The 21,327-nt window shown below is 61.1% G+C and carries 21 protein-coding genes; 7 read left to right on the top strand and 14 right to left on the bottom strand.

Annotated features, from left to right (window positions below):
* Positions 1-85 precede the first annotated feature (85 nt).
* The 4 genes from BQ4888_RS14305 to BQ4888_RS14290 all read left to right on the top strand — a co-directional run bounded on the left by BQ4888_RS14305 (position 86) and on the right by BQ4888_RS14290 (position 1,813).
* Entirely contained in the window at positions 86-481 is a 396-nt protein-coding gene (locus BQ4888_RS14305) for an NINE protein (protein WP_092057952.1), read from the top strand.
* 2 nt (positions 482-483) lie between these two features.
* Positions 484-780 carry a Smr/MutS family protein gene (locus tag BQ4888_RS14300; RefSeq protein ID WP_205748019.1) on the top strand — a complete coding sequence of 99 codons (297 nt, stop codon included), beginning with the start codon at positions 484-486 and terminating at the stop codon, positions 778-780.
* Positions 781-782: 2 nt separating this feature from the next.
* Positions 783-1,529, top strand: coding sequence for an acyl-[acyl-carrier-protein] thioesterase (locus tag BQ4888_RS14295; RefSeq protein WP_092057951.1), 747 nt, complete (start codon positions 783-785; stop codon positions 1,527-1,529).
* A gap of 62 nt (positions 1,530-1,591) precedes the next feature.
* On the top strand, positions 1,592-1,813 hold the full coding sequence (locus BQ4888_RS14290; RefSeq protein WP_092057950.1) for a type II toxin-antitoxin system VapB family antitoxin: 222 nt from the start codon (positions 1,592-1,594) through the stop codon (positions 1,811-1,813).
* Between the two features lie 175 nt (positions 1,814-1,988).
* Here the strand turns inward: BQ4888_RS14290 and BQ4888_RS17410 are convergent, their stop codons facing one another.
* A complete protein-coding gene (locus tag BQ4888_RS17410) occupies positions 1,989-3,359 on the bottom strand; it encodes a PGN_0703 family putative restriction endonuclease (RefSeq protein WP_140396669.1) in 1,371 nt (456 codons plus the stop codon).
* Positions 3,319-3,768 carry a hypothetical protein gene (locus tag BQ4888_RS14275; RefSeq protein ID WP_092057947.1) on the bottom strand — a complete coding sequence of 150 codons (450 nt, stop codon included), beginning with the start codon at positions 3,766-3,768 and terminating at the stop codon, positions 3,319-3,321. The genes BQ4888_RS17410 and BQ4888_RS14275 overlap by 41 nt, the downstream gene beginning before the upstream one ends.
* 469 nt (positions 3,769-4,237) lie before the next feature.
* Between BQ4888_RS14275 and BQ4888_RS14270 the strand changes: the two genes are divergently transcribed.
* The gene (locus BQ4888_RS14270) at positions 4,238-5,647 is read left to right on the top strand and encodes an MBL fold metallo-hydrolase RNA specificity domain-containing protein (protein WP_092057946.1); all 1,410 of its coding nucleotides are present in this window, start codon (positions 4,238-4,240) and stop codon (positions 5,645-5,647) included.
* A gap of 102 nt (positions 5,648-5,749) precedes the next feature.
* Here the strand turns inward: BQ4888_RS14270 and BQ4888_RS14265 are convergent, their stop codons facing one another.
* The 6 genes from BQ4888_RS14265 to ppc are packed head-to-tail and all read right to left on the bottom strand — an operon-like array spanning position 5,750 to position 12,634.
* The gene (locus BQ4888_RS14265) at positions 5,750-7,174 is read right to left on the bottom strand and encodes a sensor histidine kinase (protein ID WP_092057945.1); all 1,425 of its coding nucleotides are present in this window, start codon (positions 7,172-7,174) and stop codon (positions 5,750-5,752) included.
* Between the two features lie 29 nt (positions 7,175-7,203).
* Positions 7,204-8,346, bottom strand: a complete 1,143-nt coding sequence (locus BQ4888_RS14260; protein ID WP_092057944.1) for a DUF362 domain-containing protein — start codon at positions 8,344-8,346, stop codon at positions 7,204-7,206.
* Positions 8,343-8,738 carry a secondary thiamine-phosphate synthase enzyme YjbQ gene (locus BQ4888_RS14255; protein WP_092057943.1) on the bottom strand — a complete coding sequence of 132 codons (396 nt, stop codon included), beginning with the start codon at positions 8,736-8,738 and terminating at the stop codon, positions 8,343-8,345. Before BQ4888_RS14255 ends, BQ4888_RS14260 begins: the two co-directional genes overlap by 4 nt.
* Positions 8,735-9,565: an alpha/beta fold hydrolase gene (locus BQ4888_RS14250; RefSeq protein ID WP_092057942.1), complete on the bottom strand. Its 831-nt coding sequence runs from the start codon at positions 9,563-9,565 to the stop codon at positions 8,735-8,737. The genes BQ4888_RS14255 and BQ4888_RS14250 overlap by 4 nt, the downstream gene beginning before the upstream one ends.
* 49 nt (positions 9,566-9,614) lie before the next feature.
* On the bottom strand, positions 9,615-9,800 hold the full coding sequence (locus tag BQ4888_RS14245) for a hypothetical protein (protein ID WP_092057941.1): 186 nt from the start codon (positions 9,798-9,800) through the stop codon (positions 9,615-9,617).
* Between the two features lie 38 nt (positions 9,801-9,838).
* Positions 9,839-12,634, bottom strand: coding sequence for a phosphoenolpyruvate carboxylase (gene ppc / locus BQ4888_RS14240; RefSeq protein WP_092057940.1), 2,796 nt, complete (start codon positions 12,632-12,634; stop codon positions 9,839-9,841).
* Between the two features lie 130 nt (positions 12,635-12,764).
* On the opposite strand from ppc, the gene xerC reads away from it, so the two are divergent.
* Entirely contained in the window at positions 12,765-13,661 is an 897-nt protein-coding gene (gene xerC / locus BQ4888_RS14235; RefSeq protein WP_092057939.1) for a tyrosine recombinase XerC, read from the top strand.
* Positions 13,662-13,749: 88 nt separating this feature from the next.
* Positions 13,750-14,352 (top strand): peroxiredoxin, encoded by a 603-nt coding sequence (locus BQ4888_RS14230; protein ID WP_092057938.1) that lies wholly within the window; start codon positions 13,750-13,752, stop codon positions 14,350-14,352.
* Positions 14,353-14,487: 135 nt separating this feature from the next.
* On the opposite strand, the gene BQ4888_RS17880 is transcribed toward BQ4888_RS14230, so the two are convergent.
* The 6 genes from BQ4888_RS17880 to BQ4888_RS14200 form a co-directional block, all read right to left on the bottom strand.
* Positions 14,488-15,885 (bottom strand): outer membrane beta-barrel domain-containing protein, encoded by a 1,398-nt coding sequence (locus BQ4888_RS17880; RefSeq protein ID WP_092057937.1) that lies wholly within the window; start codon positions 15,883-15,885, stop codon positions 14,488-14,490.
* 98 nt (positions 15,886-15,983) lie between these two features.
* Positions 15,984-17,204 carry a hypothetical protein gene (locus BQ4888_RS14220; RefSeq protein ID WP_092057936.1) on the bottom strand — a complete coding sequence of 407 codons (1,221 nt, stop codon included), beginning with the start codon at positions 17,202-17,204 and terminating at the stop codon, positions 15,984-15,986.
* Positions 17,201-17,902, bottom strand: a complete 702-nt coding sequence (locus BQ4888_RS14215; RefSeq protein ID WP_092057935.1) for an ABC transporter ATP-binding protein — start codon at positions 17,900-17,902, stop codon at positions 17,201-17,203. The genes BQ4888_RS14220 and BQ4888_RS14215 overlap by 4 nt, the downstream gene beginning before the upstream one ends.
* Positions 17,903-18,029: 127 nt before the next feature.
* Positions 18,030-19,262, bottom strand: a complete 1,233-nt coding sequence (locus BQ4888_RS14210; protein WP_092057934.1) for an ABC transporter permease — start codon at positions 19,260-19,262, stop codon at positions 18,030-18,032.
* Position 19,263: 1 nt separating this feature from the next.
* The gene (locus BQ4888_RS14205) at positions 19,264-20,487 is read right to left on the bottom strand and encodes an ABC transporter permease (protein ID WP_092057933.1); all 1,224 of its coding nucleotides are present in this window, start codon (positions 20,485-20,487) and stop codon (positions 19,264-19,266) included.
* A 1-nt stretch (position 20,488) separates the two neighbouring features.
* Positions 20,489-21,223, bottom strand: coding sequence for an outer membrane lipoprotein-sorting protein (locus BQ4888_RS14200; RefSeq protein WP_092057932.1), 735 nt, complete (start codon positions 21,221-21,223; stop codon positions 20,489-20,491).
* Between the last annotated feature and the right edge of the window lie 104 nt (positions 21,224-21,327).

The raw sequence follows: 21,327 nt of genomic DNA, 5'->3' as shown, positions 1-21,327 counted from the left end.
CGGCAGGGTTGCATCCCGACGCCCCCGCGCGTACAATCCCCCTGTTTTGCCTTTATCCTTTGTCCTCTAACCTGGGAGTTCCCTCATGCCCCTGCTCGACGGCACCCACGGCAATCTCATCGGCTATCTGCTCTGGATCTTCGGCTTCACCGGCTCGCACCGCTTCTATTACGGCCGGCCGATTTCCGGCACCATCTACTTCTTCACCTTTGGACTCTTTCTCATCGGTTGGATTGTCGACCTCTTTCTCATCCCCTCCATGGCCGACAAGGCCGAAAACCGCTACAGCCAGGGGCGCTACGATTACAACCTGGCCTGGTTGCTGCTCACCTATCTCGGCCTCTTCGGCGTCCATCGCATGTACATCGGCAAGTGGATCACCGGGTTGCTCTACCTCGTCTCCGGTGGGCTGCTCGGCGTCGGCTACATCTACGACTACTGGACCTGGAACGACCAGGTGGCGGACGCCAACCGGAGTTGACGGTGGACGAGGATTTCGAGGAATTGGAGCCGGTCGAGCTGCCCATCGACGGGGTGCTTGACCTGCATACCTTTCAGCCCCGCGAAGTCGGCACGCTCATCCCCGACTATCTTGCGGCCTGCCGGGAAAAGGGCATTTTCGACGTGCGCATCATTCACGGCAAGGGGCAGGGGATCCTGCAACGACGGGTTCATGCGATTCTCGGGCGTCTGCCCGAGGTCGCGGCCTTCCGCCTGGCGGACGGCTCCGGCGGCGGCTGGGGGGCGACGCTGGTTCGGCTCAAGCAGGAGGAAGGGTAGGCATGAGTGTTTTCATTAAGGATTATCCGGTACGTTTCTACGAAGTCGATCAGCGCGCCCGGCTGCGGCCGGTGACCCTGCTCGATTTCTTTCAGGATGCCGCCGGCGGCCACACTATCGAACTTGGTATTGCCGTCGCCGACCTGCGGGAGCGCAACCTGACCTGGGTGCTCTCCCGCACCCAGGTGCGTTTTCTCTACTATCCCCGCGCCGGAGCCGTGGTGCGGGTGCGCACCTGGCCTTCGGGGCGCGAGGGGCTCTTCGCCCTGCGCGACTTCGAGGCTCGCGACGAGCGGGATCGTCTGGTGGCGCAGGCGACCACCTCCTGGGCGGTGGTCGATCTCACCAGCGGCCGCCCGGTGCGCCTGGACAACGCCCTGCCCGACTACCCGGTACGGGCGGAGCGGGCGCTGGCGAGCGCCTTTCCCACCCTGCCGAAGGTGGAGAACGCCGAGGTCGAACTCGATTTTCGCGTGCGCCGGGGCGATCTCGACATCAACCAGCACGTCAACAATACCGTCTATCCGGTCTGGGCGCTCGAAGCCATTCCCGCCGACATCGACGCCAACTGCCGCCTGTTTGAACTCGAAATCGCCTACCGCGCCCCCGTTACCTACGGCGACCGCATCCTCTCCCGCCTGCAAACCGTCCCCGACACCGACCGCCCGACCTATCTCCACCAACTCGTCGGCACCAGTGACGGTCGCGAATTGACCCGGCTGCGCTCGGTGTGGAAACGGCGGGGGTAGGGGTGGTTTGACTAATATCCGACAGGGATGGAAGCTATTCGCATAGCAAGGAGGTGTGAATCATGCGTGCGACATTGAACATACCCGATGATCTGATGCGCGAAGTGCAACAGCTTTCGGGAGAAAAATCGAAGACCTCGGCCATTGTTACCGCCATGGAAGCCTTTGTCCGGCAGAAGAAGACCGAAGATCTGCTGGCTCTGAAGGGGAAAATCCAGATCGATTACGACTGGGAAGCGGAGGAGGAGAAGGAACTGCGCGAACAGAGCCCCCAGAGGGGGTGAGTTGACTGGATTAAGAAATCGGTAGAATTGAAAGCTGGTGTTAGGTTAATTTGTTGCGGCGCAAGACACGACCCCGTTTTCATCTCTGACCCTATTTTCGTACTTGGTGGTTGAGTTTTTAGGGGGCGCGAGTTGCATGGCGCCCCCCAGTTTACGTTTGATAGCCAAGCCGGTTCTATGCAATCTCATTGAAATAACGCTCACCAAGATACGAAAGATAATCGCGGTCAATCTCCCCAGCGTATGACTGGATGGCAGCGAACAGGGTTTGATAACTCATAAATTTGAAATGAATACGATCAGCTTCCAAGAAAGAACTGAGTTTAATTATTTCTGATAAGTGCTCATAGGATTCTCGGCTGGGAATTTCATACCACAGATATAGAAGTCTCCATTGTAAGCCAGAATTACTAAGGCCAAGAATGTGTTTCAACAGTTGCTCTGCGTGCAGCCATTTAAACGATATTTCCCCAGTTTGTAAAAAATAAGCGAGCTTCTGGCAGTGGTGGAAGTTTGTTTTCTCCCATAAGCCGGGTGAAGATTCGAAATATTTTTTCTTGAAACCATTATGATGATTACTATAAGGCTCAAGAAACTTAGATTCGATCGCTGTGATAGAACTATTTTCTGAGGTAATCACAACATCAAGATTTGGAGCGTTCCCTCGAAGTCCTGTTGGAAATTTTCGCTCAAATTCGATGTTTGTCGGATTTTTTGCAGATAAACCGAGCGATTGAGTAAGAATGGTGGCATCTCGACCCCGCCAATAGTCGAAAACATTACAAGCAAGGGCTGAAGAGGAGTGCAGTGCTTGTATTTTTCCCCGTTTGTAGGGATTTCCCAGTTCCCCACCGTCGCCTTTACTAAATTCAGATATTGAAGCAGTTGACATGGGTCTGAATAGGTTGTCGTTAAGGTTATGGGTATAGCCAGATTTGTCATAGCCAATGCCTTTGGTATCAGCCCATTTTCGTTGCTGTTTTTTTACCGATAGAGCAGGCGACGACATCTTTTTATTTTCCGGTTTCGAATTAATGTCGCCAAGTCTAATTGAATAGATGTCTGCTAGAGGTAACATAAATGTCCCCTTTTCCCCTCCATCTTTAAGCTTTGATCTGCCGTCGTAACCCATGGGGGTTGACTTACTGCGAACACTTTCTAACGTTAGGTACGCTTGTTGCTTTCCCTCTTCATTTGAAATTAAAGTAACGCCAGTGCATTTGGCCAAGATCGGGGAAGGACCTTCTTCTTCGAGTATAAATATTATTGGGTCCCATATTTGTACTTCTACTTCTTTACCTATGGCCGTTTTTACTTCTTCTAATTGCGCCCATGCCTTTTGCGAAGGTTCCCATTTTTCACGCTCTTGAAGTACCTGTTCAATTTTCTGTTTTTTCTCTTCATCGGTTAGCACACCCTCAAAAATTCCATCAAAAGCTGATTCAACTGTTGGAATGCGCCAGTAAGATTTTTTAAATATAATTTCCTGTATTATTGGAGTCACTTTATATCCTTTCCCTTCTGATGGGGATAGTTGAGATTCCATATCGGTAGGACATAGCCTCCTGCCAGTATGTTGCGGTCGATATGTCCATTAGTGTTCTTACACAAAACTTGCACTTCTCGATGAACTTTTTTATGTAGGACTCGATGTAGGCTAAATCCTCTTTACATGGGCTGTCATATAGGAGTGCCAAGGATGAGTCGCTAACGCCTTGTGTCAAGTACCTTCCTGAAAGAAAACCAGGTGGCTCCATCGACAAATGCCTCTCGAAACGTATCTCCATAAAGTCAGGTTCAAAAAATATCCATCCTTCGACTTCTTTCTGCCCCTTCCCAACAGCCAACTTGACAAGCCATACGGGTATGTTTTCGTGTCTATAAAATGAAGCCTGTATGATTTTTATCCAATGTTCAGAAATTGCCCCTAATGGTTTATTCCCTTTGTGATTCATAGTTCCACCTCCTGGGTTTTTACTATATATACCCAGAATGGTCGATTCTGTTCAAATTGCGAAGCAGAGTAAGTCGAAAAAAATGTCTAACATATTGATTGATTGACGAATTATTTTTTTTATCAATCCGTTGTTGCCCAGAAATTTACCAACCATCCATTTTTGGTTCATCGACTGCGGCGGTTGAATGGTTTTTTTTCTCTGGTCACTTCTCATCTTCCCTCGCAAATCCATCACAACGATACCCCGCCAATCTAGCGCGGCGGGCAGCGCCCGTCAAGTTGTGGAAAATACCCGCTGAAGCAACTAAAGTCGAATCCAGCCTGGTTTTTTTGCCTCCCCCGCCGCCGGGATGTTATAAACATTATCGAGGGGCCGGTTGATCATTCGCGACGAAGAGGAGGGGGGCGACACTCCCGCCGGCGTTACCGTTTTCAATCCGTCATTCATTCAAAGGAGGAAAGCATCCATGAAAATTACCTTTCAAGGCGCCGCCGGGACCGTGACCGGTTCCCAGCATCTGATCGAAGCGAACGGCAAGAAGATTCTGCTCGACTGCGGCCTCTTTCAGGGCAAGCGCAAGGAATCCTTCGAGTTGAACCGCAGCGGCCTGTGCCGGGGCGACGAGATCGACGCGCTCGTTCTTTCCCATGCCCACATCGACCACTCGGGGCGTATCCCCTGCCTGGTCCGTAACGGCTTCACCGGCGATATCTTCTGCACCTCGGCGACCCGCGACCTGTGTGCGGTGATGCTCATGGACAGCGCTTTCATCCAGGAAAAGGACGTGGAGTACGTCAACCGGCGCCGGGCGAAGAAGGGGCAGCGCCCCTTCGAACCCCTTTACACCCGGGCCGACGCCTCGCGCAGCCTGGAGCAGTTCGTCGGCCTCAACTACCGGCGGTCGCACGAGCTTTTCCCCGGCATCCGCCTCACCCTGGTCGACGCCGGACACATGCTCGGCAGCGCCCACGTCATTCTCGACATTGATGACCGCGATACCGGCAAGAGCCGCCGCCTCGTTTTCAGCGGTGACATCGGCCGCCCGGACATCCCCATCATTCGCGATCCCCAGCCGCTCGTCGAGGGGGCCGATATCCTCATCATGGAGAGCACCTACGGCGACCGCCTGCATCCTCCCTATCCCGACTCGGAAAAGGAGCTGGAGCGCATCGTCACCGAAACGGTGAGCCGGGGCGGGTCGCTGCTGATTCCGGCCTTTGCCGTGGGGCGCACCCAGCAGCTGGTTTATGCCTTGCACCGGCTGCACAGCGACGGCGCCATCCCCGATCTGCCGATTTTCGTCGACAGCCCCCTGGGTATCGCCACCACCGATGTCTTCCGCATGCATCCCGAGGTTTTCGATGCCGAGATCCGCGAGTTTCTTCTTTCCGACGACGACAACGATCCCTTCGGTTTCGGCCGTCTCAAATACACCCGCAAGGTCGAGGAATCGAAGGCCCTGAACGATCTCAAGGTGCCGGCGATCATCATCAGTTCCAGCGGCATGCTTGAAGGGGGGCGGATTCTCCACCATCTGCGCAACCGCATCGGCGATCCGCGCACCACCATCCTCATGACCAGCTGGCAGGCGCCCAACACCCTCGGGCGGAAACTGGTCGAGAAGCAAAACCCGGTGCGGATTTTCGGCGAGGAATTCGAGGTGCGGGCCCGGGTCGAGGTGCTCACCGGCTTCTCCGGTCATGCCGACCGGGACGGGTTGGTCGATTTCGTGCGGGTGATGGAGAAGAAGCCGGAACGCACCTTCATCGTGCACGGCGAAGAGGATTCCTCGACCAATCTGGCGAAAATCTTGCGCGAGGAGTTGGGGCTGAAGGGGATCGAAATACCAGAATCGGGCAAATCGTTCACCCTGTAAAGGGCGAAGGCTTGTTTTAGATGGCCCGCGATAAAACGGCGGGGAGGGGCCATGTGGGCCGCCTCCCCGCCGTTTTTTTATTCTGAAAAGTCCCGGTGTCTTTCAGGCGAGGGGCAGGCGCAGGTAAAAGGTACAGCCTTCTCCCGGCGTGCTTTCGACCCAGGCCTGGCCGCCGTGTTCCCGGGCGATTTCCCGGACCAGGGCCAGTCCCAGGCCGGTGCCGCCGACGGCGCTGGTGGCGCGGAAAAATCGCTGGAATATCTTTTCGTGCAGCGCTGGATCGAGGCCTTCTCCCAGATCCCGTACCCAGAGCAGGATGTTTTCTTTGTCGAGGCGGGCGCCGAGGGTGATGGCCTTTTCCTCGGTCGTATATTTGACGGCGTTGTTCAGCAGATTTTCCAGAGCGCGATAAAGATGGGGTTCGTTGCCGCGCAGCAGGGGGAGATCGAGTGGGCAGTTGAGCTGGAAATTCCGTTGCGGTTGCAGCGACAGGAAGCGTTCGCGCAGTCGCGATAACAGGGAGTGGACCGAAATCGCCGTCAGGTTGCGCTGGTCGAAACCGGCCTGCAGGCGTTGCAGATCGAGGAGATTTTCCACCAGCTCTTTCAGCCGCTCTCCTTCTTGGCGAATAATGCCGAGATATTCGAGTTGGAGCGCCCGGGGAACTTCGGTCCCCTGCATGAATTCGGTAAAGCCGAGAATCGCCGTCAGAGGCGAGCGCATTTCATGGCTGACCGAGGCGAGCAGTTCATCCTTGAGGCGCTCCATGCGCTGCCACTCGGTGATGTCGACGGCGACGGCGAGAGTTTCGTCATGGCCTAATGGGACGTAGGAAATCCGGAAGCTGTGCTCGCCGTCGGGCAGGGGAATGAGGCATTCCGCCGTACGCGGTTGGCCGCTTTCCCGGGCCGCCAGTAGGTGCGGGTAAAGCTGGCTGCTGATTTCCTCGGGGAAGAAGTCGCGGCAGTCGTGGCCGATGATGCGTTCCTCGGGCTGGCCGAAAAAGCGGGTACAGCTTTCATTGGCGAAACGGATGCACAGGTTTTCGTCGTAAAGGGCGAAGGGGAGGGGGATCTGGTTGAGCGCCAGGCGAAAGCGTTCCTCGCCGAAGCGCAGGGCGGCGGTGGAGAGCTCTCGTTCCCGGCGCAGGCAGCGGTTGTCGATCGCCTGGGTCACCGCCGCGCCGAGGCGGCCGAGGCGGTCCTTGAGCAGATAGTCGGCGGCCCCCCGGCGCATCAACTCCACCGCCTTTTCCTCGCCGATGTAGCCGGAAACGACGATCAGAGGGATGTCCAGCTCTTGCTCGGCGAGGATTTCCAGGGCGCGCTCAGCGGAAAAGGCCGGTAGGCGGTAGTCGGCGAGGATGACCTCGGGGTGCTGTTCCAGGGCGGCGCGGTAGTCCCCTTCGCCGGTCACCGGCAACGGCCGGGGGTCGAGCCCTTGGCGCCGCAGTTCGTGCAGCAGCAGTTCCCGGTCTTCGGCCAGGTCTTCCAGGATCAAAACGGTGATAGGAGTGGAAAGGCTCATGGGGGTGCCTGAATAGGGTTCGTGGGAATCTAGCGCGGTCGGGAAAACCACTGGCTCAGGCGCAGCAGCGTGCCCTGGCGGGTGGTCAGGGCCTTGTGCGGGCAGAGTTCTTGGCAGCAGAAACAGCCGATGCAGTTCGAGTAGTCGATGCGCACCTTGCCGGCGGCGAGGTTCATGGTCTTCGGCGGGCAATGCTTGACGCAGAGTCCGCAGGCCGTGCAGCGCTGCTCCTCGACCACCGGCAGGGCGGTCAGGGCGCGGCGCAGGCGCTGCTTGAGAAAGGGCGGCAGGCCGAAGCCTACATCCCCCTTTTTCGCCGGGCGGAAGCGGCGGAGGCGCAGGGTGGCCAGGGGATCGCCGAGCAGCTCGATTTCTTCGAGGCGGGTTCCCGCCCGTCCGCTCTCCCGCGCCACCCGTCGCGGCCAGTCCAGTTCCACGGGCAGGCCGACCAGTTCGGCGGCGGCGGTATCGACGGCCAGAGGGTCGACGCCGGCGAGTAGGGCACCGATGGAAACCGGATCGCCACTGCCGGGACCGTCCCCCTCCATGCCGACGATGGCGTCTACGATGGAGAGGGCCGGGCGAATCTCTTCCGCCAGTTCCAGCAGCATCAGGGCGAAAAAGGCCTTGTCGGTGCCGGCTTGCAGGTGCAGGCGCGGCTTGCGCATGCCGACCACCGCGCCGAAGAGATTTTTGACGGCGCAGGTGAAGCCCATCATCTGATGGGTTTTGAGCTTCGGCAAATTGATGATCACCTCGGCGTCGAGGATGTCCCGGGCGATTTCCAGTTCCTGAAAGGTGCGCCCTTGCGCCTTGACCCGCACCGACTCGTGGAAGGGGGCGAAATGCGCGCCGGTCTCCTCGGCCACCGCGAGGATGCCGCAGCGCGCCGCCACCTGGCGGGGACTGCCGACCCCGGGGGAATCCCCCACCGAAACGATACCACCGGCCCGCTGGGCCAGACGGATGACGGCGCGTACCACCTCGGGATGGGTGGTGACGGCCTTTTCCGGCGGCTTGGCCGAGAGCAGGTTGGGCTTGATCAGCACCCGCTGCCCCGGCCGGACGAAGGCTTCCATCCCGCCCAGGGGGGCGAGCACGTCCGCCAGGGCCTGTTCCACCACGGCCCGGTCGTAGCTCGCGGCGGCCTTGAGGCTGACGCGAAGACTCATGCGCCGATCACCTGGATATGCAGGCGGCGGCTGCGCGGGCCGTCGAATTCGCAGAAGTAGATTCCCTGCCAGGTCCCGAGAACGGGCGCGCCATCCTCGACGATCAGGGTTTCGCTCGCACCGAAGAGACTGCTTTTGAGATGGGCGGCGCTGTTCCCTTCGGCATGGCGGTAGTGGTCGTCGAAGGGGACGATCTTGTTGATTTCCATGCACAGGTCGGCGACGACATCGGGGTCGGCGTTTTCGTTGATGGTCACCGCCGCCGTGGTGTGGGGAGTGAAGACCAGGGCCAGGCCGGAGCGGATACCGCTCTGGCGGACGGCGTCGCGCACCTGGGCGGTGACGTCGATCATTTCCACCGGCCGGCGGCTTCTGAGGTCGAGGGTGATCATGCGGCCCTTTCGCCCAGGAGCGCGGCTAACGCCTTGAGGGTCGGTTCGTGGTAGAGCAGGGAGGTGTGGCCGACCCCCGCCAGTTCGATGTTTTCCACCCCGTCGAGGCGGGCGTTGGCCGGGGGCAAAACGATGTTGTCGTGACGGCTGTAAAGGGCGGTCAGGGTCGTGTCAGCGGGGAGGGGCGCCTGGGCCAGGCGGCGCAGCAGCTCCGAGCCAGGGAGCAGGGACTTGGCCAGGGGGGAAAGGGCGAGGGACGCCAGTTTCGAGCCGCCGTTGGGGGCGGCGAGCAGGAGGCAGTGCTCGACCTTGGGCGCTCCACCGCGCAGCTGCACGTAGTTGCGGGCGATGATGCCGCCCATGGAATGGCCGACCAGATGCACCCGCTCGCAGCCGGAGGCGAGGCGCAGCTCATCCACCTTGATGGCGACCCGCTCGGTGAGGGATTCGATATCCTTCCACGGGGGGAGGTTGATGGCATGCAGGGAGGGGATGCCGAGCAGGCGCAACCGCAGCCGCAGATAGAGCCAGCAGGCGCGGTTCTGGAAGAGGCCGTGGAGAAAAAGGACCGGCGTGCGCTGGCGGGGAATGCGCCGACGCCAGGGGGGGAGCCAGCCCCAGGGCAACAGCAGAATGGTGACGACGAGCCAGAGCGTCTCGCGGAGCATCAGACTCAGGGCGAAGGCGAGGGAAGACGGAGCGAAGCGCCGCGCCATCAACTCGGGCCGAAGGTTGGCCTGCTCGTACCAGGCGAAGAGATGACTGGCGAGGACGAAACCGGCGACAACGGCGAGAAAGACCAGGATCAATGCCGAAAGGATAATCATGAAACCTCCCTTGAGGAGGTCCGATTATGGCATGGGCTCGGCAAAAGCGTCAACGCTTATGCCAGGGGCGCCCCTGGCAGAGATCGCCGATGTCATTGGCTTTGAGCCCGCACTTGGCGCAGACCGCCGTCGGCCTACTCGAGCGGCGGTCGAGTTCCTCCATTTCCCCGGCCTGCAGCAACAGGCAGAGGGAGATGCGCTCGGGAAAGGGTGGTTTGTCGTCGTGGTCGGTCATGCGGTACCCTGCTCCTTGCGGGGTCGATAAGTGCATTTTTAACCGGTATTACGCAGACCGGCGGCGATGCCGTTGATGGTCGCGGCGAGCACGTAGTCGAGCTGCTCGCTCCACTTGCCGGAGCGTTTGCGGCGCAGCAGTTCGACCTGGATCAGACTCATGGGGTCGACGTAGGGATTGCGCAGACGCAGGGAATGGGCGAGATCGGGATCCGTTTCGAGCAGGCGCGACTGCCCGGTGAGCTCCAGCAGCAGGCGCCGGGTACGGCGGAATTCGTCGATGAGCATCGGCAGCACCCGCTCGCGCAGTTCGGCATCCTCGATCAGACCGGCGTAGTGCCTGGCCAGGGGGATATCGACCTTGGCCAGGGCCATTTCGACGTTGCGCAGCATGTCGATGAAGATCGGAAAACGTCGCACCATTGTCCGCAACAGCTCACCCTCGGCCTCGCCTTTGGCGGCGAAGGTTTCCAGCGCGGTGCCGACCCCGAACCAGGCGGGAATCAGCAGACGGCTCTGAATCCAGCCGAAGCCCCAGGGGATGGCGCGCAGATCGTCGAGGTTGGCCTGTTTTCCTCGGCGCGAGGGACGCGAGCCGATCTTCGCCAGTTCGAATTCCCGGACCGGCGTGGCCTGCTCGAAATAGGGAAGGATGTCGGGATTTTCGGCGATCTTTTCCCGATAGCAGGCAAAGGCGATGCGTGAGAGTTCTTCGAAAGCGTTCTCCCAGCCCGGCTCGACGGCCGCTTCCACCAGCCCGGTACGGGTCAGGGCTTCGAGGGCGGCGGCGAGCATCAGCTCGAAATTCCTTTGCGCCAGGGCGGGATCGGAATACTTGTAGTGGATCACTTCCCCCTGTTCGGTGAGTTTGAAGGAACCGCTGAAGGCCCCCTGCGGCTGGGCGACGATGGCGCGGTGGGTGGGGCCGCCGCCCCGGCCGACGGTGCCGCCCCGGCCGTGAAAGAGCCGCAGCTTGACGTTGCATTCCACGGCGACGCGGTGCAGTTCCCGGTGGGCCTTGAAAATTTCCCAGGTGCTGGTGAGCATGCCGCCGTCCTTGTTCGAGTCGGAATAGCCGAGCATCACCTCCTGCCGGCGGTCCCAGGAATCGAGATAGGGGGCGTAGTCGACCCGGCTCCAGAGTTCGCGGCAGATGGCGGGGGCGTTGCGCAGATCGTCGATCGATTCGAAAAGGGGAACCGGCATCAGCCCGGGATCGTCCTTTTCCGGGCGGGCGGCGACATGGATCCCGGCCATCTCCATCAGCCAGACCAGGGAGAGCACGTCCTGCACCGAGGTAGCGCCGCTGATGATGTAGCTGCGGATGGCCTGGGCCGGAAATTCCTCCTTCAACTCGGCAAGGGCGCGCAGGGTGTCAAGAAGTTGGCCGGTCTGTTCCGAGGGCGGAGCGGGGCGGGGGCCCTCCGGTTGGGCCGCGTGCGCGGCGCCGACGGCGAGTTCGGACAGGGCCTGGGCATGAACCCGGGCATGCTGGCGGATGTCGAGGCTGTGCAGATGGAATCCGAAGGTCGCCAGCTCCCGGCGCAGGGGTTCCATCAGTTGTCGGGCCAGGCGCTCGCCGCGACAGGCGCGCAGGCTGGCGTTGAGCAGATCGAGGTCGGTGACGAAGGCTGCGGCGTTCGGGTAGGCCTCGATATCCCCGGGGTCGGCCAGGGTCCGTTGCAGACGTCGCCGCATGAGGGTCAGCAGGCGGCGGTTGAGTTCCCCTTCAGGCAGACCCTCGACCTCGGTCATGGCTTCGGGAAAGGCCGCCCGGTAGGTCTCCAGCGCCTCCCGCAGGGGCGCATGGATGCCCACCCGGTTGCCGGAGCTGGTCAGCAGTTGACGCAGCTGCTCCAGTACGTCGAGGTAGTGGGAAAGGATCTTTTCCCGGGCCAGAGACAGCGCCTCGCGGGTGCTTGCGGGGGTGACATAGGGATTTCCGTCCCGGTCGCCGCCAATCCATGAGCCGAAACGCAACAGGGTCGGCAGTTGCGCGGGCTCCAGATCGCTACCGAAGACCTCGTTGAGATGGCGGGTGAGCTTCTCGTAGAGAGGAGCGATGGGAGGGAAGAGGGAGACCGGGTAATGGTCGAGTCCCATGACGATTTCGTCGCGCACCGTCGGTTGCTTGCGACGCACCTCATCCCCCTGCCAGAGGGCGGTGATTTCAGCGAGGATCGCCTGCTGGATGGCGGCGGCATCGACTGCGGAGAGGGGCAGTTGATCGAGTTTCGCCAGCTCGGCGGCGATGCGGCGGCGTTTGAAGAGGACCACCCGCCGGGCGACTTCGGTGGGATGGGCGGTGAAGACCGGGACGATCTCGATACGGCGCAACTGGTCAAGGGTCTCTTCCAGGGTTAATCCCGCATCCTTCATGCGCTGCAGGGTGGCCTTGAAGGTGCCCGGCTTGACCGGTGCCCGGCTCACCCGGTGGGCCCGCCCCCGGCGGATGCGATGGCGGGTTTCGGCCAGGTTGGTCAGCTCGAAAAAGGTGGCGAAGGCCTTGACGATGTGATGGGCTTCCGTTTCGCTCAGACCGGCGATGATATCGGCGGCCTCCCGGAGCAGCGCCGCTTCCGCTTCGCCGTCGCCCTGGCCGGATTCCAGAGAGTTTTCCAGTTCCCGGTGGCGGATGGAGAGGCGGCGCAGTTTCTCCTCGACGGCGAAGGCCTCTTCTCCCTGCTGTTCACGGATGACCGTGCCGAGAAGAAAGCCGAGAGAGCGCACATCCCGGCGTAGGGGGAGTTCCTTGGTCCGGGGGTCGCAGGAGATCAGTTCATCGAGGCGGCCGATCTGGTCCTCGCTATACCAGTGGAGTTCGTCGGTCGGCATAAGGTCTCTCCTTGAAGGTATTGGTAACGATTGTCGCCTCAGGAATAATGCACGGAAAAGGAAGAGATGTAAATCCTCCCCGGGGAAAGGTTGGATATGCTAATCTTCCGAAGATAAAGAAAGGATTTCCATGCGTGAACTGATCGACCGTTTTGACCGCCATCTCGCCCTGGAGCGGGGCGTCTCCGAGCACACCCGGCTCGCCTACCGTCGGGATCTGCTGGCCTTTCAGGCGTTTCTCGACGGACTGCCCGCGTCTCGTCAAGAGGGGCAAGGCTTCTTTCCGGTTGATGTCGTCACTCTGCGCCGTTATCTGGCGCTGTTGCACAAGACCCACAAGAAAACGAGTATCGCCCGTCGTCTTTCGTCCCTGCGCGGTTTTTTTCGCTTTCTGCAGCGGGAAGGGGTGCTTGCGGCCAATCCCGCCGAACTCGTCTCTACCCCCCGCCGGGAACGGTATCTGCCGACGGTCCTCTCCGTCGACGAATCCTTCGCCCTGCTCGACGCCCCCCGACGTCCGGATCTGCTCGGGCTGCGCGATCAGGCGATTCTTGAAACCCTCTATTCGAGTGGCCTGCGCGTCGGCGAACTGACCGGGCTCGATGTCGACGCCGTCGATCTGGCCGAGGGCCTGGTACGGGTGCTCGGCAAGGGGAGCAAAGAACGGATCGTCCCTTTGGGCGGCAAGGCCTGCCGCGCCATCCACGACTACCTGGAAGCGCGGGGGGGCGTAGCTTCCACCGACGCCCTCTTCCTCAACCGGAACGGCGGACGGCTGACGGCGCGCAGCATCCAGCGCCACCTCAAACAGCAGTTGCTCGATGCGAGGTTGCTCAAGGATGCCACCCCCCATACCCTGCGCCATTCCTTCGCCACCCATCTCCTCGATGGTGGCGCCGACCTGCGCGCCATCCAGGAACTGCTCGGTCACGAATCCCTTTCCACCACTCAGAAATACACCCAGGTCAGCGTTGCCCGGCTGATGGAAGTCTACGACAAGGCCCATCCCCGGGGAAGGAAAAAATGACCAAAAAGGTCTTAATTGTCTTGACTCTTGTCGTCGCCTTGCTAGAATCAGGGCGTTTCTTCAACACACCTTCAAAGGAGTCATTTCAATGAGTGTTCTGGTTGGACAAAAAGCCCCCGAGTTCACCGCCGCCGCAGTGATGGCCGACGGCAGCATCAATGAGCGTTTCGCCCTGACCGATTATGCCGGGAAATATGTCGTCCTCTTCTTCTACCCCCTCGATTTCACCTTTGTCTGCCCCACCGAGCTGATCGCCTTCAGTCGTCGCATCAACGAATTCGAGGAGCGGGGCGTGCAGGTGATCGGCTGCTCCATCGACTCCCAGTACACCCACGTCGCCTGGCGCAATACGCCGGTGTCGGAGGGCGGGATCGGTCCGGTCGCCTATCCCCTGGTGGCCGACGTCAAGCACGAGATCTGCCGCGCCTATGACGTGGAATTCGGCGAGGCCGGGGTCGCCTTTCGTGGATCCTTTCTTATCGATTGTGGCGGCATCGTCCGCCATCAGGTGGTCAATGATCTTCCCCTGGGGCGCAATGTCGACGAGATGCTGCGCATGATTGACGCCTTGCAATTCACCGAGAAACACGGCGAGGTCTGCCCCGCCGGTTGGAACAAGGGGGATAAGGGGATGAAGGCGGACAAAGCGGGGGTCTCCTCCTATCTGGCCGAAGAAGCCGACAAGCTTTAAGCGACTCGATCCTTCTGCTCCACAAAAAAAGCGGCCCCAATCGGGCCGCTTTTTTTTGTGCTCGCTTGCGTATAAAAAAGCGGGGGGAGAATCCACTGGATTCTCCCCCCGCAAGGTCAAGCATGTGCCACAGCGTTACTCAGCAGGAATAACCGTGCAGCAGATAACCTCAACGCGGCGGTTCTGCTGGCGGCCGGCGTCGGTGTCGTTGGAAGCGATGGGTTGGCTTTCGCCGTAGCCCCGTGCAACCAGTTTGTTGGCGCTGATGCCGAACTTGTTCACCAGATATTTGCGCACGTTATCGGCGCGGCGCTGGGACAGTTTCTTGTTGTAAGCATCACTGCCTTTGCTGTCGGTGTGGCCGGCGACCAGGATCTGGTTGGCCGGATACTTGTTGATGAAGTCCGCCGCTTCCTTGAGCTGGTTGTGGTACATGGGGCGGATGTCGGCTTTATCGAAGTCGAACTCGATCTGCATGGTGAAGCTCACCGGGCAGCCTTTTTCATCGACGACTACGCCACGGGGGGTGCCGGGGCACTTGTCGAGGTAGTCGTAAACGCCGTCGCCGTCGCTGTCGAGCGGGCAGCCGTTGGCGTCAACAGCAGCGCCACGGGGGGTGTCGGGGCACTTGTCGAGGTAGTCGGGTACGCCGTCGCCATCGCTGTCAACCGGGCAGCCGTCGGCGTCAACAACAACACCTTTGGGGGTGTCGGGGCACTTGTCGAGATCGTCGGCAACGCCGTCGCCGTCGGCATCACCGACAGCCGGGCAACCATTGGCATCAACCGCTACGCCTTTGGGGGTGTCGGGGCACTTGTCGAGGTAGTCGGGTACGCCGTCGCCATCGCTGTCGACCGGGCAGCCGTCGGCGTCAACGACAACACCTTTGGGGGTGTCGGGGCACTTGTCGAGATCGTCGGTCACGCCGTCGCCGTCGCTGTCGCGAGGAGCGGGGGCAGCGCTCTCGCCACCGATCTGGAAGTGCATGCCGGCGGTGTAGAGCAGGTTATTATTGGTGTGGTTGCCTTCGTCGAGGCCCTGGTCGAAGGCGATGAAGTGGCGGGCGTCGACGCGGAAGGCGACGTGTTCGCTGACGTAGTACTTGACGCCGACGCCGTAGTTGGCGCCGAAGGTGTCGTCAAGACGGCCCACTTCGGGATTCAGCGCGATGTTGCCGGCACCGACGGCGATGTAGGGGACCAGCGCGTTCTCCGGCATGAAGTGGTAGAGGCCTTCCAGGCGGTAGAGCAGACCTTCGACTTCAGTGGCCTGACCCTGGTTGTTGCGGCCTTCAAAGTCGTCGATGTAGTTGACGGCGGCTTCGAGGCTGAAGCTCTTGGTCAGGTTGTAGCCGAGTCCGAGGCCGAAGGTGGGGGTGTTGTCATCTTCGAAGTTCTGATCGCCTTCGAAAAGATACCCGCCGTACATCGGCGAAATGGTGAGGGCACCGGCGCGGTTTTCGGCCGACGCGGCGCCCGCGGTCAGGCCGACAGCAAGCAGCCCAACGAGAAGTTTGTACAGCATGTGTTTCATTTGATCCTCCGTGCAAAGCAGTTTAGTCAATCTTCCCTTAGGTGGGAACCGGCGAAATCATACCAAGTTTATTAGAATTTGCAAGCGGAGAGATTTTCTCAAAAGAAATATTTAAGGAGAATGCCCCCACCGTCGCCGGCGGCGCCGAATTCACTACGCGGGATAACTAGCCGAATCGGCGACTCATTTTCTTTAGGAGAAGCCCCCTGATTGAAGCTCCAGAAGAGTTCCAGGGAAAGGTTGTCGCCCAGGGAGATGCGCGCCAGCGGACGCAGCAGAAAGGAGTCGTCCCGCAGATTCCAGATGCCGAGGGCGCCGAGGGTGACCAGGGGATGCGGATCGTGGGAGATGGAGGCGAGCAGATAATGGCGGCCGAGAAGGTAACCCAGGCCCTCCTGGATCGGTGCGGAGAGAAAGATGGCCGGATAATCCTCGGGCTCTTTCGCGCCGAGGCCGTTGTGCAGATATTGCAGGGCGCACAGGGGACCGGCAGCGAAACGATAATCGAGTTCCAGCGCCCCCTGAAGAAAGTCCTCCCGGGGATCGCCGTCGGGCGTTCCGACCCCTTCCCCGCGATATCCGGCCAGTTCCCCTTTGATGCCCATGCCCATGAATTGCGTGGCGAAGCCGCCGCCGAGCAGGTCGCGTCCGCGCAGGTTGCCGCCCAGGGCGAGCAGATCGACCCCGGCCAGGTTCGTTTCGCCGTGCAGCAGATAGGAGTTGCTCTCCTTGTGGGGGCCGAAGACCGCGACGGCGCCGATTTCCCCGCCGCGGCCGAAGAAGCGGCCGGCGCGCAGGGCGTCGATTCCCGGACGCACATCCGTATCAAGGGCATCGGGAGCGAAGGGGGCGATGATGTCGAGGGGGGAGGCGAGGGCGATACGCCCGAAACCGATGGCCTGGCGGCCGATGTTCCAGGCGAAACCGGAGTGCGATCCCGAGAGATTGAGTCGGTCGATTTCCCCGCGCTGACTGAACCGGCGCTCTTCCCAGCGGCTTTTTTCCAGATCGAGGCGGCGATTGGCGGTGTTCTCCCGTTCCATGCCGAGAGCGTCGGCATCAGAGTAGCGCGCCTGCCCTTCGACGGCGAACTCGAAGCGACTTTCTTTTCCCAGGGGGCGAGCCAGATCCAGGCGCAGGTTGTTGGCGGAATCGAAGCTGTCGTCGATCAGTCCCGCCGGATCCCCCTCCCGGTAAAGATTCAACGACTTGGCATGGCCGCCCAGCTCCCAGTTTGCACTTTCGGCGGCGAGAAGCCCGTTCGGAACCAGGGCAAAGAGCAGGGCGAGGAGGATGGCGAGGGGCCGGAATCTCTTCATGTTCCGGCTGCCGGCGACTGGGGACGATCCGACTCCAGGCGGCCGTCCTTGAGGCGGATAACCCGGCGGGCGAGATGGATGACCTGGGGATCGTGGGAGCTGAAGATGAAGGTCGTTCCCTGCTCTTCGTTGAGGCGGCGCATGAGGCGCAAGAGGTCTTCGCTGGTCTGCGAATCGAGATTGGCGGTCGGCTCGTCGGCCAGGATCACCCGGGGATCGGCGGCCATCGCCCGGGCGATGGCGACCCGCTGCTGTTGACCGCCGGAGAGATCGTTGGGGCGGCGATCCTCCAACCCGGAGAGACCGAGGGCGGCGAAGAGTTCCTCAACCCGACGGCGTCGCGCGGTTTTGGGGATTTTTTGCAGCATCAGGGTGAATTCGGCATTTTCCGCCGCCGTCAGCACCGGCACCAGGTTGTAGGACTGAAAGATGAAGCCGATATGATGCAGGCGGAAGTCGGCCATCTCCCGCGCCGTCCGGCCGCCGGTTTCGCGCCCGTCGATGCGGATGCTCCCCGAAGTCGGCTGGTCGAGGCAGCCGATGAGGTTGAGCAGGGTGGTCTTGCCGCTCCCCGAAGGCCCGGCAAAGACGGTAAATTCCCCAGCACCGATCTCCAGATCGATATCGGCCAGGGCAACCACCTGCTGACTGCCGAGAGGATAGATTTTGCCGACATTGTTCAGTTTAATCAGAGACATGACGACTCCGTCAGGTTTAAGGGGATTAGGCTGAAGGCTGAAGACTGAAAGAACCCGCCCTTCGGTTAAATTTTCACTTCCTACTTCCCACCTTCAGCCTTCAGCCTTCAGCCTTCAGCCTTGAGCCTCACCTATGCCTCATCGCTTCGGCCGGGGGGATGCGGGCGGCCTTGATCGCCGGATAGATGGAGGCGAGCAGGCAGAGTCCGACCACGTAAAGGCCCATCCGCGCCATCCACGGCAGATCCCAGGCCGCGCGCAGCACCGGATCGAAGACCACGCCGCCGAATTCGAGTCCGGCCGGCAGCAGGGTGCGCAAGTCGAGCCCCTGCTCCACCAGGTACCAGGTGGCGGCGGCGCCGAGCAGGGTGCCCAGGACCATGGCGAGCAACCCGAGGAGCAGCGCCTCATGCCAGATCATCAGGCGCAGTCGGCCGGGGGTGGCGCCGATGGCGAGCAGCACGCCGAATTCCCGGATTCGTTCCATCACCGTCATGAGCAAGGTGTTGACGACGCCGATGGTGACGATCAGCAGGATCACCGCGAAGATGAATTTCTGGCCGGCATAGTCGAGGCGGATGGCATCGGAGAGGTTGGGCATGGCGACCTCCCAGGGGACCGCTCGCACCTGCGGATATTTTTCCGCCAGCGCCGCCAGTTTCGGCAGCAGGGGCGACTGATCCCCGGCCCGCTCCAGGATGACCGCCAGTTCGTGAATCTCCCCGGGAATTCCGGCCATGGCGGCGGCGCGCTGACGGCCGACCATCACCATCGAACCGTCGATCTCCTTGAGGCCAGTGCGCAGCACCCCGCGCACTCGCAGCAATTCGCTGGTCAGTTCGCCGTCGCGATGCTGCACGGTGACGACGAACTTGTTGCCGATGTCCAGTTTCAGTTCTTTGAGCAGCCGGCTGCCGACCAGCGCTTCGCGTCCCTCGGGGTCAGCGATCCGCTCTTCTTCCGGCAGGTTTTTCCAGAAGGGATTAACCTCGGCCTCGGCGGCGGGATCGATCCCCATCAGCAGAATCCCCCGACTTTCCCGGCTCGATTGGGCCAAGCCCGGCAGATAGACGCGGGGCAGGGCGGCGCGTACCCCCGGCTCCCGGGCGAGGGCGGCACTCAGTCCGGCTTCGGCGAAACTGAGCTGTTCGTCCCGGCTTTGCGCGTAGTCGCCGCGATAGAGGGCGATGTGCCCCGAGCCGGCGCGGACGCCGCTGTCGACCATCTGGGCGTAGACTCCGAAGGAGAGGTTGTGGAAGGTTTGCAGCAGAAAGAGGCTCAACCCCAGGGCGGAAAGGGTGATGAGGGTGCGGCGGCGGTTGCGCCAGAGGTTTTTCCAGGCCAGGGAGAGAAGATCCATGTCAGTCCTCGCGCAAGGCTTCGACAGGATTGAATCGCGCCGCCCGGCGGGCCGGAAAATAGCCGGCGGCGAGCGCCACCAGCAGCAGGGCGGCGGCCGGGACCAGCAGGTTCACGCCGTCGAGCACGGCGGTCAGGCGTGGCGCCAGGGTGCCGCCGGCGTAGGTGACCGCCGAGAGATAGGGGCTCAGGTCGATTCCCACCCGCTGCATATAAAAGGTCATGGCGATCCCCGCCGCAACTCCGATAATCAGGGAGATCAAGGCCAGAACCAACGTTTCCAGCAGAACCAGTCCGCGCACTTCCCCGGGTTTCATCCCCAGGGCCATGAGGATGCCGAACTCGCGGGTCCGTTCCAGGACCGACATGAAGATGGTGTTGAGGATGCCCAGCCCCGTCGCGGCATAAAGGATCGTCACCAGGATCAGTCGGGAGACGTCATAGCTGGCGATCACTTCCTGCATCTCTGGCAGCAGCTGCCCCCAGGTGCGCAACTCCAGTCCGTCGGGAAGGACGGGTTTCAGACTCGCGGCCAGTTCGGCGGCGGCCATCGGCTCGTCGATGGTCAGAGCCAGCTCGTGAATCTTCCCGGGCAAAACGGTGAGGCGCTGCAGCCAGGAAAGTTGCACCAGCACCAGGCCGTTATCCCGATTGCCGGCGCCGGTTTGGAAAATGCCGCTGACGGTGAGCAGATCGTTGCCGAGAGAACCGTCGGCGGCCTGGGTGAGAAAGACCAGCTCATCCCCGGGCGCAACGCCGAGTTTTTTTGCCAGTCCCGCGCCGATGAGGGCGGCGTCGTCCTCGGCTGCTTGCGGATAACGCCCGGCGATGAGCTGGCGGGAAAAGCTGGTGACCTGCGATTCCCGCTCAGGATCGATGCCGAGCAGTTCGGCGGGGCGGGTGGTGTCGCCGTGGGCCACCAGGCCAAAGGCCCGCAACCGGGGGGAGGCGCCGCGCACGCCGGGACGGCGGCGCAGCTGGTCTGCCAGGTCCAGGTCGGCGGCGAAATGGGCGAACATATCGCGATCGTCCTGATAGCCGGGGCGGGAAAGGACCAGATGCCCGTGATATTGCTCGGTCGCCGAGGCGAGCATATCGGAGAACATCCCAGAAAAGACCCCGAGAGCCAGAATCAGCAGGGCCGAGGAGGCGACCATCGCCGACAGGGTCAGGAGGGTGCGGCGACTGTTTCGCCAGAGGTTACGGAAGGCCAACCGCAGTAGCATGTCAGCGGGCCTTGAGGGTACGCAGGGAGAAGAAATCCTCGGTGATGGCGAGATCGAAACGGATGTCGTGGTAGCGCATGAGGGTCCGCTCTGCCGGCTTGTCGAGGGGGCGCACGGTCATCCGCGAGGGGAGGACGCGGCCGCCGATCTCTCGCACCTCGTCGAAGACGATCTCCCGCACCGGTTGCAGGGCCTCGTCGTAATAATCGACGCGCAGGGGGAGCTTGCGCGCTTTTTCGATTTCGTAGACCAGCTTGCCCCAGACCACCGCCGCCTCCGGTTTGGGCAGGCATTCGATGCGCCAGCTGGTCGCCGTTTCCTCCAGCAGCGCGAAGGTGTAATCCTCATCGACCTGACTCCCTTTGACCAGGTCGTCGTTGGTGATGTGACTCCCCATCCAGGAACCACCCATCATCGACGGCGGAATTTTGATGACCCGGTCGACTTTGGGCAGGTAGTTCCAGACCTCCTTGCGCACCTTGAGGGTGGCAACCCCCTTTTCTTTGGGCGGCTCGAGGATGCGGGTGAGAAAATGCTCGCGCCCCAGGGACCAGGATTCCATCTCCAGGGTCCGTCGCCAGTTGTCGGTGGCGACTTCCATGGAGACGCGGGCCTGGGCCGAGCTGCCGTGATACTGGGTTTCCACCTGGCGGATCAGTTCCCGCAGGTCAAGGGCGAAAGCCGGGGTAGTGAGGCCGAGCAAGAGAAGTACAAAGGTCGCGATCACGTAGGGCATGGGCGGATGCCTTTCGGGATGGGAGGAGAGCGTTTCCATTCATTATACCGCCGAATTCCCATTTCATCAGCGCGGGGTTTTAATCCTCTTTGCCCGTTCTGACA

Source organism: Desulfuromonas acetexigens (assembly GCF_900111775.1).
GTDB classification, from domain to species: domain Bacteria; phylum Desulfobacterota; class Desulfuromonadia; order Desulfuromonadales; family Trichloromonadaceae; genus Trichloromonas; species Trichloromonas acetexigens.
Note: the sequence above shows the minus strand (reverse complement) of the source record. Positions and strands in the feature narration are given on the sequence as shown.